Below are 15,207 nucleotides of genomic sequence, written 5' to 3'. Positions count from 1 at the left end.
TCGCATCCGGCTCGTGCCCCATCGCCGTGAAAGATACGTTTCGGCCGCTCCAAAAGCGCCGACGGGAAGCAACTGTTAACCACTCGCTCCCTATTGCTCAGCTGACGTTTCAGAGTGAGTCTTGAGAATGGAATCCAAGCGTTTTCCTCGGGTCAATTCATTGAAGCCAGCTTCGCCCGATGACCCCGAGGGAAAGCGTTTCAACGGCATGAGCGGCAAGGTCGGTGGCCAGCCGTCCGGCGCGGCCGCGGGCGGCAATTTGCCGCCGCCTGTCGATCTCGGCGGCAACGAAAGCCCCGCCTGGCAGGAGTATTTCTTCCTGGCGCCCAATGTGCGGTTTACCCGCACGCCGGACTATGAAGCCAGCACGCGTCATCCGCGCCAGATCACCTCCGAGCAGGGCGAACCGCCGGCGCCGCCGGTGCGGCAAGCCTTCGCGCAGCCAGCGGCGGCTGCGACGGTGCCCGTGGTGCCGTCCCCGTCATTGTCGGCGGCGATGAAAAGCCGGAACACCGCTCTGGAATCCGCCCGGCCGCCCGCCGGCAACAAAGCCGTGATGCATGAAAGACCGGCGGCCTCGGCATCCGTCCCGCCCAGGCATGCCAGCGAAAAGGCGCGAACGGTGGTGACGGCCGGTCCGGGGACCGCGGCAACGGCACGTGCCTCCACGCCCGCCGCGTCTGCCCGGGAAATGGCGGCGCCGGTAAAGACAGCAGGCCGTGAAACCGTCCGCTGGCCTTATCTGTCGGATCACGTCTTCTTCGAGCTCATGGCGCCCTACATGGTCGAAGGTTCGTCGCCCGCGTCGCGAGCCGTCCCGGTTCAGCGCGCCGCCGCGCCGGTTGCCGCCGGACGGGTCGATGTTCGCGCCGCGCCCACGACCGACCCGACCGCGTTGTTCCGCGTCATCGATTGCCTTCCAGGCCAGCAGGCCTCGTCCGCCTCGGCGGATGTCCGTCCGGCCAACTCCAACGAAGCCGTGGTCCAGCCGGCGGCGAGCAGTGTGCCGAAGCGAGCCCATGTCCGGGTTGCGGCCCCCGCCGTCACGGGCAATGCTTCTTCGGCGCAGGTCGCGCAGGTCGCCGACGAGATCGTGCAGGCACCGGCCGTGCGCGCCTCGTCGCCGTTGCCTTTGGCCGGCAAAATCGTGCCGGCCACGACAGGGGAGGCATATGAACTCCCCCCCGGAGAGCTGCTGCAGCAGCCGCCGGAGGGGCAGGGTTTCTATATGTCGCAGGAGCGGCTCGAGCAGAATGCCGATCTGCTGGAAAGCGTGCTCGAGGATTTCGGCGTGCGCGGCGAGATCATCCACGTTCGCCCGGGGCCGGTCGTCACCCTCTATGAGTTCGAGCCGGCGCCGGGCGTCAAATCGTCCCGCGTCATCGGTCTTGCCGATGATATCGCCCGCTCCATGTCGGCGATTTCGGCGCGCGTCGCTGTCGTGCCCGGCCGCAACGTCATCGGCATCGAGCTGCCGAACGAGACGCGCGAGACCGTCTATTTCCGCGAACTGATCGAATCGCAGGGTTTCCGCAAGACCAGCTGCAAGCTGGCGCTTTGCCTCGGCAAGACGATCGGCGGCGAGCCCGTCATCGCCGAACTGGCGAAGATGCCGCATCTGCTGGTCGCCGGCACCACCGGCTCAGGCAAGTCGGTCGCCATCAACACCATGATCCTGTCTCTGCTCTACCGGCTGAAGCCGGAAGAATGCCGGCTGATCATGGTCGATCCGAAGATGCTTGAACTCTCCGTCTATGACGGCATCCCGCATCTCCTGACGCCGGTCGTCACCGATCCCAAGAAAGCAGTCACCGCGCTCAAATGGGCGGTGCGCGAGATGGAGGACCGCTACCGCAAGATGGCACGGCTCGGCGTGCGCAACATAGACGGCTACAACGAGCGCGCCGCCCAAGCCCGCGACAAGGGTGAGGCGGTCGTCATGACGGTGCAGACCGGCTTCGAAAAGGGCACCGGCGAGCCGCTATTCGAGCAGCAGGAAATCGATCTTGCGCCGATGCCCTACATCGTCGTCATCGTCGATGAGATGGCCGACCTGATGATGGTCGCCGGCAAGGAGATCGAAGGCGCGATCCAGCGCCTGGCGCAGATGGCGCGCGCCGCCGGCATCCACCTGATCATGGCGACGCAGCGCCCGTCGGTCGATGTCATCACCGGCACGATCAAGGCCAACTTCCCGACCCGCATCTCCTTCCAGGTCACCTCCAAGATCGACAGCCGCACCATCCTGGGCGAGCAGGGCGCCGAACAGCTGCTCGGCCAGGGCGACATGCTGCACATGATGGGTGGCGGGCGCATTTCGCGCGTGCATGGACCCTTCGTCTCCGACGCCGAGGTCGAACATGTCGTGGCGCACCTGAAGGCGCAGGGCCGCCCCGAATATCTGGAGACCGTCACCGCCGACGAGGACGAGGAAGAGGTCGAGGACGACCAGGGCGCGGTCTTCGACAAGGGATCGGTCGCGGCCGAGGACGGCGATTCCAGCTATGACGAAGCGGTCAAGGTGGTGGTGCGCGACAAGAAGTGTTCGACGTCCTACATCCAGCGCCGGCTCGGCATCGGCTACAACCGGGCCGCCTCCCTGGTAGAGCGCATGGAGAAGGAAGGTCTGGTCGGCGCGCCCAACCATGTCGGCAAGCGTGAAATCATCATGGGCCGGCGCCCGCCGGTGGCCGCGCCCGACGACGACGGCACGGAATGATCGGCGGTCCTCGCGGCGATCGGGCTTCTTCCGACACATAACAAAAAAGGCCGGTCGCCCGGCCTTTTCTCATTCAAGCAGTGCGATCTCAGCCGATCTTCTGGCCGGTCTTGGCCCAGTCTGCGAGGAAGGCGGCGAGACCCTTGTCGGTCAGCGGATGGTTGACCAGCGCCTTCAGCGTCGCCGGCGGCGCGGTGATGACGTCGGCGCCGATCAGGGCCGCCTGCTTGACGTGGTTCACCGTGCGCACCGATGCGGTCAGGATCTCGGTCTGGAAATCGTAATTGTCGTAGATCTGGCGGATCTCCTGGATCAGCTCCATGCCGTCGGAGCCGGTGTCGTCGATACGGCCGACGAAGGGTGAAATGAAAGAGGCGCCGGCCTTGGCGGCGAGCAGTGCCTGGTTGGCCGAGAAGCACAGCGTGACGTTGACCATGCGGTTCATCTGGGTGCGGATCGTCTTGCAGGCCTTCAGGCCGTCCAGCGTCAGCGGCACCTTGATGCAGACATTGGGCGCGATCTTGGCCAGCACCTCGGCCTCGGCCATCATGTCCTTGTATTCGGTAGCCACCACTTCGGCCGATACCGGACCCTCGACGATATCGCAGATCTGCTTGGTGACGTCGGCAATCTTGCCGCCGGATTTGAGAATCAGCGACGGATTGGTGGTGACGCCGTCGAGCAGCCCCAGATCATTCAGCTCACGGATATCCTTGATGTCGGCGGTGTCGACAAAAAATTTCATGGCGGTCTCCTGACGATTTTGTCGTGCTTGGGAAGGCACGTTCAGCGTTGCTCTTTGATCTAGACCAAAGTCGGGGCAAGGTCACGCCTCATGATCGAAGATTCGCCCTTTGTCGCAGCCGCGCCGGTGCTGGTGCCGATGCCTGCCGAACGCCCCTACACCTATGCCGTGCCGGCCGGCATGCGCGTGGTGCCGGGGTCGATCGTGCGCGTGCCGCTCGGGCCGCGCCAGGTTGCCGGCATCGTCTGGGACGGGGCGGTCGAGACTGTCGACGCGAAAAAACTGCGCCCCATCGAGCAGGTCTTTGACTGCCCGCCGATCGACCGTTCGATGCGCCGTTTCGTCGACTGGGTGGCGCAATACACGCTGTCGGCGCCGGGCATGGTGGCGCGCATGCTGCTCAGAGCGCCGGAGGCTTTCGACCCGGAACCATGGATCGAGGGGCTGCAGCGAACGCTCATCGTTCCCGACCGCATGACGGATGCGCGGGCGCGCGTGCTGGAGACCGCCGAAGGCGGGCTCGCCTGGACGCGGTCGGGCCTCGCGCATGCGGCCGGTGTGTCGTCGACGGTCATCGAGGGGCTGAAGGCGCAAGGCGTGTTCGAGACGGTGATGATCCCGCCGCGCCCGGTCGTGGCGGCACCTGACCCGAGCTATGCCGTGCCGGAACTGATGCCGGACCAGAGCGACGCGGCGTCGATGCTGCGGGCCAATGTCGCGGCCGGTGTCTTCAACGTCGCGCTGCTGGATGGCGTCACCGGGTCTGGCAAGACGGAGGTCTATTTCGAGGCGGTGGCGGCCGCGCTCGACCAGGGCAAGCAGGTGCTGATCCTTCTGCCGGAGATCGCGCTGACCCACGCTTTCCTCGAACGCTTCCAGCAGCGCTTCGGCGCCAAGCCGGGCGAATGGCACTCCGACCTGCCGCCCAGGATGCGCGAAAAAGTCTGGCGGCAAGTGGCGGAAGGCACGGTGCGCGTCGTTGCCGGCGCACGCTCGGCGCTGTTCCTGCCGTTCAAGGAGCTTGGCTTGGTCGTCGTCGACGAGGAGCACGATCCCGCCTACAAGCAGGAGGACCGTGTCTTCTACAATGCGCGCGACATGGCGGTGGTGCGCGGCCATATCGGCGGCTTCCCGGTGGTGCTGGCGTCGGCGACGCCATCGATCGAGAGCCGCGTCAATGCGAGCCAGGGCAAGTACAACAGGGCCATTCTCTCCACCCGCTTCGCCGAGGCTGCACTGCCGCAGCTGAAGTCGATCGACATGCGGCGCGCGCCACCGGCGCGTGGCGGCTTCCTGTCGCCGGTGCTGATCGACCATATGCGCAAGACGCTGGAGAAGAAGGAACAGTCGCTTTTGTTCCTCAACCGGCGCGGCTATGCGCCGCTGACGCTGTGCCGCGTCTGTGGCCACCGTTTCGGCTGCCCGGTCTGTTCGGCCTGGCTGGTCGAGCATCGCTTTCGCGGCCAGCTGGTCTGCCATCATTGCGGGCACAATGAGCGCCGCCCCGAAGCCTGCCCGGAATGCGGCACGCTTGACCATCTGGTCGCATGCGGCCCGGGCGTCGAGCGCATCGCCGAGGAGGTCGTCACGCATTTCCCCGATGCGCGCACCATCGTCTTGTCGTCCGACCTGATGGGCGGGGTGCGGCGGCTGCGGCTGGAACTGGAGGCGATCGCCGATGGCGAGGCCGACATCGTCATCGGCACGCAGCTCGTCGCCAAGGGCCACAATTTTCCCAACATGACGCTGGTCGGCGTCGTCGATGCCGATCTCGGTCTTGCCAATGGCGATCCGCGTGCCGCCGAGCGCACCTTCCAGCTGCTCAGCCAGGTGACCGGCCGGGCCGGCCGCACCGGCAAGAAGAGCCTCGGCCTGCTGCAGACTTTCCAGCCCGACCATCCGGTGATGCGGGCGATCGTCTCGGGCGATGCCGAGGCCTTTTACGAACGAGAGATCGCCGAGCGCGAACGGGCGGCCCTGCCGCCGTTCGGCCGGCTGGCCGGCGTCATCGTCAGCGCGGTGACGCGGGCGGAAGCCGAGGGCCATGCACGCGGCCTGCGCCGCGCCGCGCCCGAGGCGTCGGACGTGTTCGTGCTGGGTCCGGCGGAAGCGCCGCTGTCCCTGCTCGGCGGCCGCCACCGCTTCCGCCTGCTGATCCAGGGCGAACGGCGCGCCGACATGCAGGGCTTTATCCGCGCCATGCTGGCCAATGGGCCGAAGCAGCGCGGCTCGGTCCGGGTGCAGGTCGACATCGACCCACAGAGCTTTTTGTAAGGCCGCCATATCGGCGATAGGCTGCTGGCCAGCGAGAAAATGGAAGATCACATGAAAACCCTTGGCCTGCTCGGTGGCATGAGTTGGGAATCGACCGCCATCTACTATCGCCTGCTCAACGAAATCGTGCGCGAGCGCCTCGGCGGGTTGCATTCGGCGAAACTGCTTTTGTGGTCTTTCGATTTCGCCGAGATTGCCGAGCGGCAGCATCATGGCGATTGGGACGGCGCCGGCGTGCTTCTGATCGAAGCCGCGCGCAAGCTGGAGGCGGGCGGCGCGGAAGGCCTGGTTCTGTGCACCAACACCATGCACAGGCTGGCCGACCAGGTGCAGGCGTCGGTGTCGATCCCCTTGATCCATATCGCCGACGCCACGGCCTCGGCGGTCAAGCGTACCGGCATGCTGCGCCCGGCACTGCTGCCGACGCGCTTCACCATGGAGCAGGATTTCTACAAGGGCCGGCTCGCCGACAAATACGGCCTGTCGCCTGTCGTGCCCAATGCGGCCGGGCGCGACATGGTGCATCGCGTCATCTATGACGAGCTCTGCCAGGGCATCGTCAGCGAAGCCTCGAAGGCCGCTTATATGGAAGAGGCCGAACGTCTGCGCCGCGAAGAGGCCGCCGACAGCATCATCATGGGCTGCACCGAGATCACCATGCTGATCGGACAGGATGATTTCGACATTCCGGTTTTCGACACGACACGCATCCACGCCGAGGCGGCGGTGGAATTCGCGCTCGGTTGACGCGCTCTCATTCTTCCTGACGCAATTCCCAGGGAAAACGCCACGCGTTTTTCCCGGGAAAACCGTTTCACACTTTTCCTGGCATTGCTTTGAAAGTGCCTGATGCCATCTGGCGCGGCGCTTTTCCTCGGCTAGAATGCCCGCGATTTCAAAGCAGGCATTCCGAGGGGACAGTATGGATTTTGCGCTTCCATGGCCGACGAGCCAGGGCGAATGGCTGGCTTGGTCGAGCGCCGTCGTCACCGTGCTGCTCGGGCTTGTGTTTTTCCTGGCGCCCGGGCAGGCCTTCCGCATCCTGCGCCTGCAGGCGAGGCCGGACAAAGCGGCGGCGATCGCCGAGGGGCGCGGCAGGATGTCGGGCTTCTATCTCGGCGTCGGCCTGTGCTGCATCCTCTTGGCGCAGCCATTGGTTTACATGGCGCTCGGCTTCTCCTGGCTGTTCACGGCCTTCGGCCGGCTGCTGTCGATGATGTCGGATGGCGCCAACACACCTTTCAATTGGGTTTCCATTGTGGTGGAATTGGTCCTGGCGGCGTTGCCGCTCGCCTTTGCCTTCGGCTTTGTGCCCTGAATCCAAGGCTATTCCGGCGCATAAGGCGCGAGTCTTTCGCCGGATGCGACAATAGTGCCTGAAAAGCATGCGGAACGACGCATTGCGGTCTTAAAATGCCTGTGCTAGACGGCAATCGACTTTCGGCCGGGGATAGCGGAAGCCGCGCCTCCGTGCTTGAAAAAATGCAGTAAGGTCAAAGATTTAGCCAGAGTTTTTGCTCGCGCCAACAATCTGCGGCCTGTCAGACAAGAGAAAAGACGGTCCGTGGCTCAATCGTCATCGCCAATCTCAGGTGTCGCAGAACGCTACGCGGGTTCGTTGTTCGAACTCGCCCTGCAGGCAAATTCCGTGGCCAAGGTCGAGTCCGACCTCAACAGTTTCGAGGCGATGCTCGCGGGCAGTCCCGACCTGACCCGGCTCATCAACAGCCCGGTGTTCTCCAGCGAGGAGCAGGCCAAGGCCATCGCGGCGATCGCCGACAAGGCAGGGATCACCGGCCTCACCGGTAATTTCCTGCGCGTCGTCGCCCGCAACCGCCGCCTGTTCGCCGTGCCCGGCATGATCAAGGCGTTCCGCCAGATCGCCGCCGAGCATCGTGGCGAGACCGCTGCTGAAGTGACGTCGGCGCACGAACTGACGGCTGCCCAGCAGACCGAACTCAAGGCTGCGCTGAAAAGCGTCGCCGGCAAGGACGTGGCCATCTCCGTCACCGTCGATCCATCGCTGCTCGGCGGGCTGGTGGTCAAGATGGGCTCGCGCCAGATCGATACGTCGCTCAAAACCAAACTCAATTCGCTCAAGCTTGCACTGAAAGAGGTCGGCTGATGGACATCCGCGCCGCGGAAATTTCCGCTATTCTGAAAGACCAGATCAAGAATTTCGGCAAGGAGGCCGAGGTCTCCGAAGTTGGACAGGTGCTGTCCGTCGGTGACGGTATCGCCCGCGTCTACGGCCTCGACAATGTCCAGGCCGGCGAAATGGTCGAATTCCCCGGCGGCATCCGCGGCATGGCGCTCAACCTCGAAGCCGACAATGTCGGCGTCGTCATCTTCGGCGCCGACCGTGACATCAAGGAAGGCGACACCGTCAAGCGGACCGGCGCCATCGTCGACGTTCCGGTCGGTCCGGGCCTGCTCGGCCGCGTCGTCGACGCGCTCGGCAACCCGATCGACGGAAAGGGCCCGATCAAGGCGACCGAACGCAAGCGCGTCGACGTCAAGGCGCCCGGCATCATCCCGCGCAAGTCGGTGCATGAGCCGATGTCGACCGGCCTCAAGGCCATCGACGCGCTGATCCCGGTCGGCCGCGGCCAGCGCGAACTGGTCATCGGTGACCGTCAGACCGGCAAGACCGCCATCATCCTCGACACGATGCTCAACCAGAAGTCGGTGCACGACAACGGCCCCGAGAAGGAAAAGCTCTACTGCGTCTACGTCGCCGTCGGCCAGAAGCGCTCGACCGTCGCGCAGTTCGTCAAGGTGCTGGAAGAGCGCGGCGCGCTCGAATATTCGATCATCGTCGCCGCCACCGCTTCCGATCCGGCGCCGATGCAGTTCCTGGCGCCGTTCGCCGGCTGCACCATGGGCGAATATTTCCGCGACAACGGCATGCATGCGCTGATCAGCTACGACGATCTGTCGAAGCAGGCCGTCGCCTATCGCCAGATGTCGCTGCTGCTGCGCCGCCCGCCGGGCCGCGAAGCCTACCCGGGCGACGTCTTCTATCTGCATTCGCGCCTGCTCGAGCGCGCCGCCAAGCTCAATGACGATCTGGGCAATGGCTCGCTGACGGCTCTGCCGGTCATCGAAACCCAGGCCAACGACGTGTCGGCCTACATCCCGACCAACGTGATCTCGATCACCGACGGCCAGATCTTCCTCGAAACCAACCTGTTCTTCCAGGGCATCCGTCCGGCCGTCAACGTCGGCCTGTCGGTGTCGCGGGTCGGTTCCTCGGCGCAGATCAAGGCGATGAAGCAGGTTGCCGGCTCGATCAAGGGCGAGCTCGCGCAGTACCGCGAAATGGCGGCCTTCGCGCAGTTCGGCTCGGATCTCGACGCCGCCACCCAGCGCCTGCTCAACCGCGGATCGCGCCTGACCGAACTCCTGAAGCAGCCGCAATTCTCGCCGCTGAAGACGGAAGAGCAGGTCGCGGTGATCTTCGCCGGCGTCAACGGCTATCTCGACAAGCTGCCGGTCAACCAGGTCGGCAAGTTCGAGCATGGCCTGCTCAGCCACATGCGTGCGGCGGGCAAGGACGTTCTCGACGCCATCCGCAAGGAAAAGGCGCTGTCGGACGATCTGCGCGCCAAGCTGAAGGCAGAGATCGACGCTTTCGCCAAGACCTTCGCCTGAGCGAAGCGACAAGACGGGATCAGGTTTGAAGCATGCCTTCATTAAAAGACCTTCGTAACCGTATCGCCTCGGTCAAGGCGACGCAGAAGATCACCAAGGCGATGCAGATGGTCGCCGCGGCGAAGCTGCGCCGTGCGCAAGAGGCAGCGGAAGCGGCGCGCCCCTATTCGGAGCGCATGGGTTCCGTGCTGGCCAACATCACCCAGGCAATCGGCGGCGGCGGCGACGCCCCGGCGCTGATGACCGGCACCGGCAAGGACAATGTGCATCTGCTCGTCGTCTGCACCGCCGAGCGCGGCCTGTGCGGCGGCTTCAATTCGCAGATCGCCCGCCTTGCCCGCGATCACATCCGGCGGCTTCTGGCCGATGGCAAGCAGGTCAAGATCATCTGCGTCGGCAAAAAGGGTTTCGATATCCTGCGCCGCGACTATGCCTCGCTGATCCTCGACCGCGTCGACCTGCGTGAGGTCAAGACGCTCGGCTTCGTCAATGCCGACGCGATCGCCAAGAAGGTCATCCACCTCTTCAACGAGGGCGCCTTCGACATCTGCACGCTGTTCTACTCGCAGTTCAAATCGGTGATCAGCCAGGTCCCGACGGCGCAGCAGATCATCCCGGCGGGCGTCGCTTCGGCTCCCGCCGAGGCGGTGGATGGCGGCAATGCCGTCTACGAGTACGAGCCGGAGCCGGGCGAAATCCTCTCCGACCTCATCCCGCGCAACATTTCCGTGCAGGTTTTCCGGGCGCTGCTCGAAAACGCGGCCGGCGAAATGGGCGCCAAGATGAGCGCCATGGACAATGCGACGCGCAACGCCGGCGAGATGATCAACAAGCTGTCGATCACCTACAACCGTCAGCGGCAGGCGCAGATCACCAAGGAACTGATCGAAATCATTTCGGGCGCCGAAGCGCTCTAGGCGCGGTTCGCGGGCCATCGGCCCGCGACTGGACCGCGTGAGAAACAAAGGACGAAAAAGGGTAAAGACGATGGCGAAAGCAGCGACCCCCAAGACGGCGGCCCCGAAGGCCGCAGCCCCTGCGAAGGCGGCCAAGGCTCCGGCAGCCGCCGCGAAGGCAGCTCCGGCAAAGGCGGCGGCAGCGCCGGCCAAGGCCGCGGCGGCCAAGACACCGGCCGTGGCCGCCAAGGCAACCGGCGTTGTCGGCAAGGTCCGCCAGGTCATCGGCGCCGTCGTCGACGTGCAGTTCGGCGATCATCTCCCGGCGATCCTGAACGCGCTCGAGACCACCAATGTCGGCAATCGCCTGGTGCTCGAAGTTGCCCAGCATCTGGGTGAAAACACCGTTCGCTGCATCGCCATGGACTCGACCGAAGGCCTGGTGCGCGGCCAGGAAGTGCGTGACAGCGGTGCGCCGATCACCGTGCCGGTCGGTCCGGGCATGCTCGGCCGCATCATCAACGTCATCGGCGAGCCGGTCGACGAAGAGGGTCCGGTCGACGCGATCGAAATGCGCTCCATCCACCAGCCGGCTCCGACCTATGTCGAGCAGTCGACGGAAGCTCAGATCCTGATCACCGGCATCAAGGTGCTCGACCTGCTGGCACCTTACGCCAAGGGCGGCAAGATCGGCCTGTTCGGCGGCGCCGGCGTTGGCAAGACCGTGCTGATCCAGGAACTGATCAACAACATCGCCAAGGCGCATGGCGGCTATTCGGTGTTCGCCGGCGTCGGCGAGCGCACCCGCGAGGGCAACGATCTCTATCACGAGTTCATCGAGTCCGGCGTCAACAAGAAGGGCGGCGGCGAAGGCTCCAAGGCGGCCCTCGTGTACGGCCAGATGAACGAGCCGCCGGGCGCGCGCGCCCGCGTCGGCCTGACCGGCCTGACGGTCGCTGAATATTTCCGCGACCAGGGCCAGGACGTGCTGTTCTTCGTCGACAACATCTTCCGCTTCACGCAGGCGGGTTCGGAAGTGTCGGCTCTGCTCGGCCGTATCCCGTCGGCCGTGGGCTATCAGCCGACGCTCGCCACCGACATGGGCGCGCTGCAGGAACGCATCACCACCACCACCAAGGGCTCGATCACCTCGGTGCAGGCCATCTACGTGCCCGCCGACGACTTGACCGATCCGGCGCCGGCGACCTCGTTCGCCCACCTTGACGCGACGACGACGCTGAACCGCGCCATTGCCGAGAAGGGCATCTATCCGGCGGTCGATCCGCTGGACTCGACCTCGCGCATGCTCGACCCGATGGTTGTCGGCGAAGAGCACTATGCGGTCGCCCGCCAGGTGCAGTCGATCCTCCAGCGCTACAAGTCGCTGCAGGACATCATCGCCATCCTGGGCATGGACGAGCTGTCGGAAGAGGACAAGCAGACCGTGGCCCGCGCCCGCAAGATCGAGCGCTTCCTGTCGCAGCCCTTCTTCGTCGCCGAAGTGTTCACCGGCGCGCCGGGCAAGCTGGTCGACCTCGCCGACACCATCAAGGGCTTCAAGGGCCTCTGCAACGGCGACTACGATCACCTGCCGGAAGCCGCCTTCTACATGGTCGGCGGCATCGAGGAAGCGGTCGAGAAGGCACAGCGCCTGGCGGCTGAAGCAGCTTAATCAAGGGAATAGGAGTAGTTAGTAGTCAGTAGTGAACAGCAGCCGGGTGATCGGGGCCGTGCCCTCTCTCCCTACTTCCCAGTCACTATTCCCTACTCGCTAGATTGACATGGCTGAAGCTTTCAAATTCGAACTGGTCTCGCCGGAGCGCCTGCTGGTTTCCGCCGAGGTCGAATCCGTCGTCATTCCGGGCGCCGAGGGCGAGATGACCGTTATGGCGCATCACGCGCCGGTCATGACCACCATCAAGCCGGGTGTCGTCACGGTGAAGGCCGCCTCAGGTAGCGAAGAGCGCTATGTCGTGTTCGGCGGCTTCGCAGACATCGTTCCGGCCGGCTGCACGCTGCTGGCCGAATCGGCTGTGGCGGTCAAGGATGTCGACCGCGCCGATCTCGCCCGCCGCATCCAGGAAGCCAAGGAAGATGCAGCCGACGCCAAGGACGACCAGGCGCGCAGCAAGGCCGAGCAGTTCCTCAGCCAGCTGACCACGCTGGAAGGCGCGATTCTGCCGGCCTGAAATCCGCCTGAGGCGACAGGTCGATCCATCTCTCGGACAAGACATTGAAAGCGGGGCCTTGCCTCGCTTTTTTGTTTGTTGGACAGTTGGCTGGGGGGCCGATGACACAGCAAACAAGCCAGCGACAGACAGTTTCGCGATCGCGGTGGTCGGCCGCCCTGGTGTCAGCCTTTGGCGGGCCAGTCGGTGGATTTCTGTGGATCGGCGCCGGCAGGCCGGCGCTCGCGAGCCTGGTGGTGATCAGCATCCTCAGTTTCGCGATTATCTACATCGGCTTTCCGGTGTTGCCGGGCGTCGATCTTGCGCGGCTGGCCAACCTTTCAAGTATCGGCTTGATGATCATCTGGGTGGCGCTCGTCGTGCCGTTCGCGTCCCGGTTCAAGCCGGCCAAATGGTACGCTCATGGGTTCTGGGTACTGGTATTCGTGCTGCTCTCCTCAACCGTGCCCGCGGTGGTGATCCGCTCGTTTTTGTTCCAGCCTTTTTCGATTCCGTCCGGCAGCATGGTGCCGACATTGCAGGTGGGTGACCATCTCTTCGTCTCCAAATTCGTCTACGGCTACAGCCGTTACAGCGTTCCGTTCGGTCTGTTGCCGATAGAAGGACGCATATACGGTGCGGATGTCGTGGTGTTCAAATTCCCGCAAGACCCTAGGGTGGACTACATCCAGCGAATTGCCGGCCTTCCCGGCGACAGGATTCAGATGGTCAACGGCGTGCTTCACATCAACGATGTGGCCGTCGGTCTCGAAGATGCCGGCACGTTCTTGTACGAGGAGAGGCCAGCCAAGCTTCAAAGGGAGACCCTGCCGGGGGGCGTCAGCCATTTCGTTCTCGACCTGGCTGACAACTCGATTGGCGACAACACGCGCGTGTTCGAAGTGCCCGAAGGCCACTATTTCGTGCTGGGAGACAACAGGGACAATGCCTCCGACAGTCGGTTCACGGTCGGCTTCGTTCCCTACGAAAATCTCGTCGGCAAGGCCGCGCGATTATTCTGGAATTCGCAAGGCACGGACTACTCCTCGAGGCAGACGCTGGATGGGTCGGTCAGCAAATAGGCCCGAACCGCACCGGGCCTGACTCGACTACTCGCCTTCTATACCAAGCGCTGCGAAGGCCAGCGTCGGGCCGTCGCGCCGCAGGTGGACCAGATGCACCGCCGTGATCTCGATCAGGGTCTGACGCTCGGCGTGGTCCCCGGCGAAGCCGGCCAGGTCGAACACCGCCGTCACGGTTTCGTTCGCTGGCAATTGCTGGTCCAAAAGCGCCGTCAAGGCCGCATCGAGCGGATCGGTGAAATGGCCTTCGGGCAAGGTTTTTCCGCGCGCGGCGCAGGCGGCGATCCAGGCCGCCACCACTAGCGTGAGATGCACGAACTCGGTGCCGGCTTCGAGGCATTCGAGGGCTGAGGCGATGATGCGCTGCGGCAGTTTCTGGCTGCCATCATTGGCGATCTGCGCCGTGCGGTGGGCGAGCGCGGTGTTTGAAAAACGCTCGGCTAGCTCGGCCGTGTAGGTCGATGTGTCGAGCCCGGCACCTTCCGGCAATGTCGGGATGGCCTCGGCCCACAGCCCGTCGACGAACTTCCGGATCGCCGGATCGGCGAAAGCGCGGTCGACCGTGGCGTGGCCGCTGAGCAGACCGAGATAGGCGACGCCCGAATGCGCGCCGTTGAGGAGCCTGAGCTTCATGTCCTCGAAGGGGCCGACGTCGCCGACCATGGTGACGCCGAACTTTTCCCAGTCCGGCCTGCCCGCCGGAAAATTGTCCTCGACCACCCATTGGCGAAAGGGCTCGGTCATCACCGGCCAGGCATCGTCGACACCGAGTTCGCCAGCGATGCGTGCCCGGTCGGCGTCGGTGGTTGCCGGCACGATGCGATCGACCATGCTCGACGGAAAGGCGACCGCATTCGCGATATGGTCGGCGATCATGGTATCGCCTGCCGTGGCAGACCTGGCATCGCGCAGCTCGGCGAATTCGGTCAGCAGCCGATGCAGTGTGGCGCCGTTGGCCGGCAGGTTGTCGCAGCACAGCACGGTAAAGGGCGGGGTGCCGGCGGCCAGCCTCCTGGCAAGCGCCTCGGCTAGGAAACCGTGCGCCGTCTTCGGCAGCTGCGGATTGGCCAGGTCGTGGGTGATGTCGGGATGGGCGACGTCCAACCCGCCCCCCGCGGCCCTGAGATAGGCCTTCTCGGTGATGGTCAGCGTGACGATGCGGGTGTGCGGATCGGTCAGCGCGGCCAGCACCGCGCCCGGATCTTCCGGCGCAACCAGCATCGACTGGATCGAGCCGATGACGCGCAACTCCTCCTCGCCACTGCTGCGGATCGCCAGCGTGTAGAGCCCGTCCTGCGGCGACAGCGCATCGCGCGTATCAGGGCTGCGCAAGGAGACGCCTGTTATGCCCCACTCCATATCGCCCGCCGCCAGGCACTCGTCGACATAGGCGGCCTGATGCGCGCGATGGAAGGCGCCGACTCCCAGATGCACGATGCCTGGAGCAATGTGGCCGCGGTCGTATGCAGGGATCTTGGTCCCGGCGGGCAGCTTCTGGAGCGTGGCGTCGGACAGATGGCTTCTGGTCATCAGCATACCGGGGCTGGGGGGCTGTGGATCACAGGCGGGGTAACACCTGTTCGCGCCTGCCGCAAGGATGCCGCTTTGCCAACGCACATTGACATCCCTTTGGCCCGAACGTACCGCTATCCAGACTGGAGGAGCCGCT

The 15,207-nt window shown here is 64.7% G+C and carries 12 protein-coding genes; 10 read left to right on the top strand and 2 right to left on the bottom strand.

Annotation, left to right across the window (positions count from 1 at the left end):
- Positions 1-127: 127 nt before the first annotated feature.
- Positions 128-2,719: a DNA translocase FtsK gene (locus C1D09_RS19000; protein WP_143975755.1), complete on the top strand. Its 2,592-nt coding sequence runs from the start codon at positions 128-130 to the stop codon at positions 2,717-2,719.
- A gap of 88 nt (positions 2,720-2,807) precedes the next feature.
- On the opposite strand, the gene fsa is transcribed toward C1D09_RS19000, so the two are convergent.
- Positions 2,808-3,464, bottom strand: coding sequence for a fructose-6-phosphate aldolase (gene fsa / locus C1D09_RS18995; protein ID WP_143975754.1), 657 nt, complete (start codon positions 3,462-3,464; stop codon positions 2,808-2,810).
- A gap of 90 nt (positions 3,465-3,554) precedes the next feature.
- Between fsa and C1D09_RS18990 the strand changes: the two genes are divergently transcribed.
- The 9 genes from C1D09_RS18990 to lepB all read left to right on the top strand — a co-directional run bounded on the left by C1D09_RS18990 (position 3,555) and on the right by lepB (position 13,538).
- Positions 3,555-5,738, top strand: a complete 2,184-nt coding sequence (locus tag C1D09_RS18990) for a primosomal protein N' (protein ID WP_143975753.1) — start codon at positions 3,555-3,557, stop codon at positions 5,736-5,738.
- 51 nt (positions 5,739-5,789) lie between these two features.
- Positions 5,790-6,485: an aspartate/glutamate racemase family protein gene (locus tag C1D09_RS18985; RefSeq protein ID WP_143975752.1), complete on the top strand. Its 696-nt coding sequence runs from the start codon at positions 5,790-5,792 to the stop codon at positions 6,483-6,485.
- 175 nt (positions 6,486-6,660) lie between these two features.
- On the top strand, positions 6,661-7,056 hold the full coding sequence (locus tag C1D09_RS18980; RefSeq protein ID WP_143975751.1) for an AGROH133_08824 family phage infection protein: 396 nt from the start codon (positions 6,661-6,663) through the stop codon (positions 7,054-7,056).
- A 246-nt stretch (positions 7,057-7,302) separates the two neighbouring features.
- Entirely contained in the window at positions 7,303-7,863 is a 561-nt protein-coding gene (locus C1D09_RS18975; protein ID WP_143975750.1) for a F0F1 ATP synthase subunit delta, read from the top strand.
- A complete protein-coding gene (gene atpA, locus C1D09_RS18970) occupies positions 7,863-9,392 on the top strand; it encodes a F0F1 ATP synthase subunit alpha (RefSeq protein WP_019861845.1) in 1,530 nt (509 codons plus the stop codon). The genes C1D09_RS18975 and atpA overlap by 1 nt, the downstream gene beginning before the upstream one ends.
- A 32-nt stretch (positions 9,393-9,424) precedes the next feature.
- On the top strand, positions 9,425-10,309 hold the full coding sequence (locus tag C1D09_RS18965; RefSeq protein ID WP_143975749.1) for a F0F1 ATP synthase subunit gamma: 885 nt from the start codon (positions 9,425-9,427) through the stop codon (positions 10,307-10,309).
- Positions 10,310-10,379: 70 nt separating this feature from the next.
- A complete protein-coding gene (atpD, locus tag C1D09_RS18960) occupies positions 10,380-11,960 on the top strand; it encodes a F0F1 ATP synthase subunit beta (RefSeq protein WP_167514674.1) in 1,581 nt (526 codons plus the stop codon).
- A 109-nt stretch (positions 11,961-12,069) separates the two neighbouring features.
- Positions 12,070-12,477, top strand: a complete 408-nt coding sequence (locus C1D09_RS18955; protein ID WP_143975748.1) for a F0F1 ATP synthase subunit epsilon — start codon at positions 12,070-12,072, stop codon at positions 12,475-12,477.
- Between the two features lie 335 nt (positions 12,478-12,812).
- Positions 12,813-13,538: a signal peptidase I gene (gene lepB / locus C1D09_RS18950; protein ID WP_143975779.1), complete on the top strand. Its 726-nt coding sequence runs from the start codon at positions 12,813-12,815 to the stop codon at positions 13,536-13,538.
- Between the two features lie 27 nt (positions 13,539-13,565).
- Here the strand turns inward: lepB and C1D09_RS18945 are convergent, their stop codons facing one another.
- Positions 13,566-15,074: a mannitol dehydrogenase family protein gene (locus C1D09_RS18945; RefSeq protein WP_143975747.1), complete on the bottom strand. Its 1,509-nt coding sequence runs from the start codon at positions 15,072-15,074 to the stop codon at positions 13,566-13,568.
- Positions 15,075-15,207: the final 133 nt, after the last annotated feature.

The sequence above is a fragment of the Mesorhizobium intechi genome, from assembly GCF_002879535.1.
GTDB lineage: Bacteria > Pseudomonadota > Alphaproteobacteria > Rhizobiales > Rhizobiaceae > Mesorhizobium > Mesorhizobium intechi.
The sequence above is the reverse complement of the archived record's forward strand: the minus strand, read 5'-3'. Positions and strand labels throughout refer to the sequence as shown.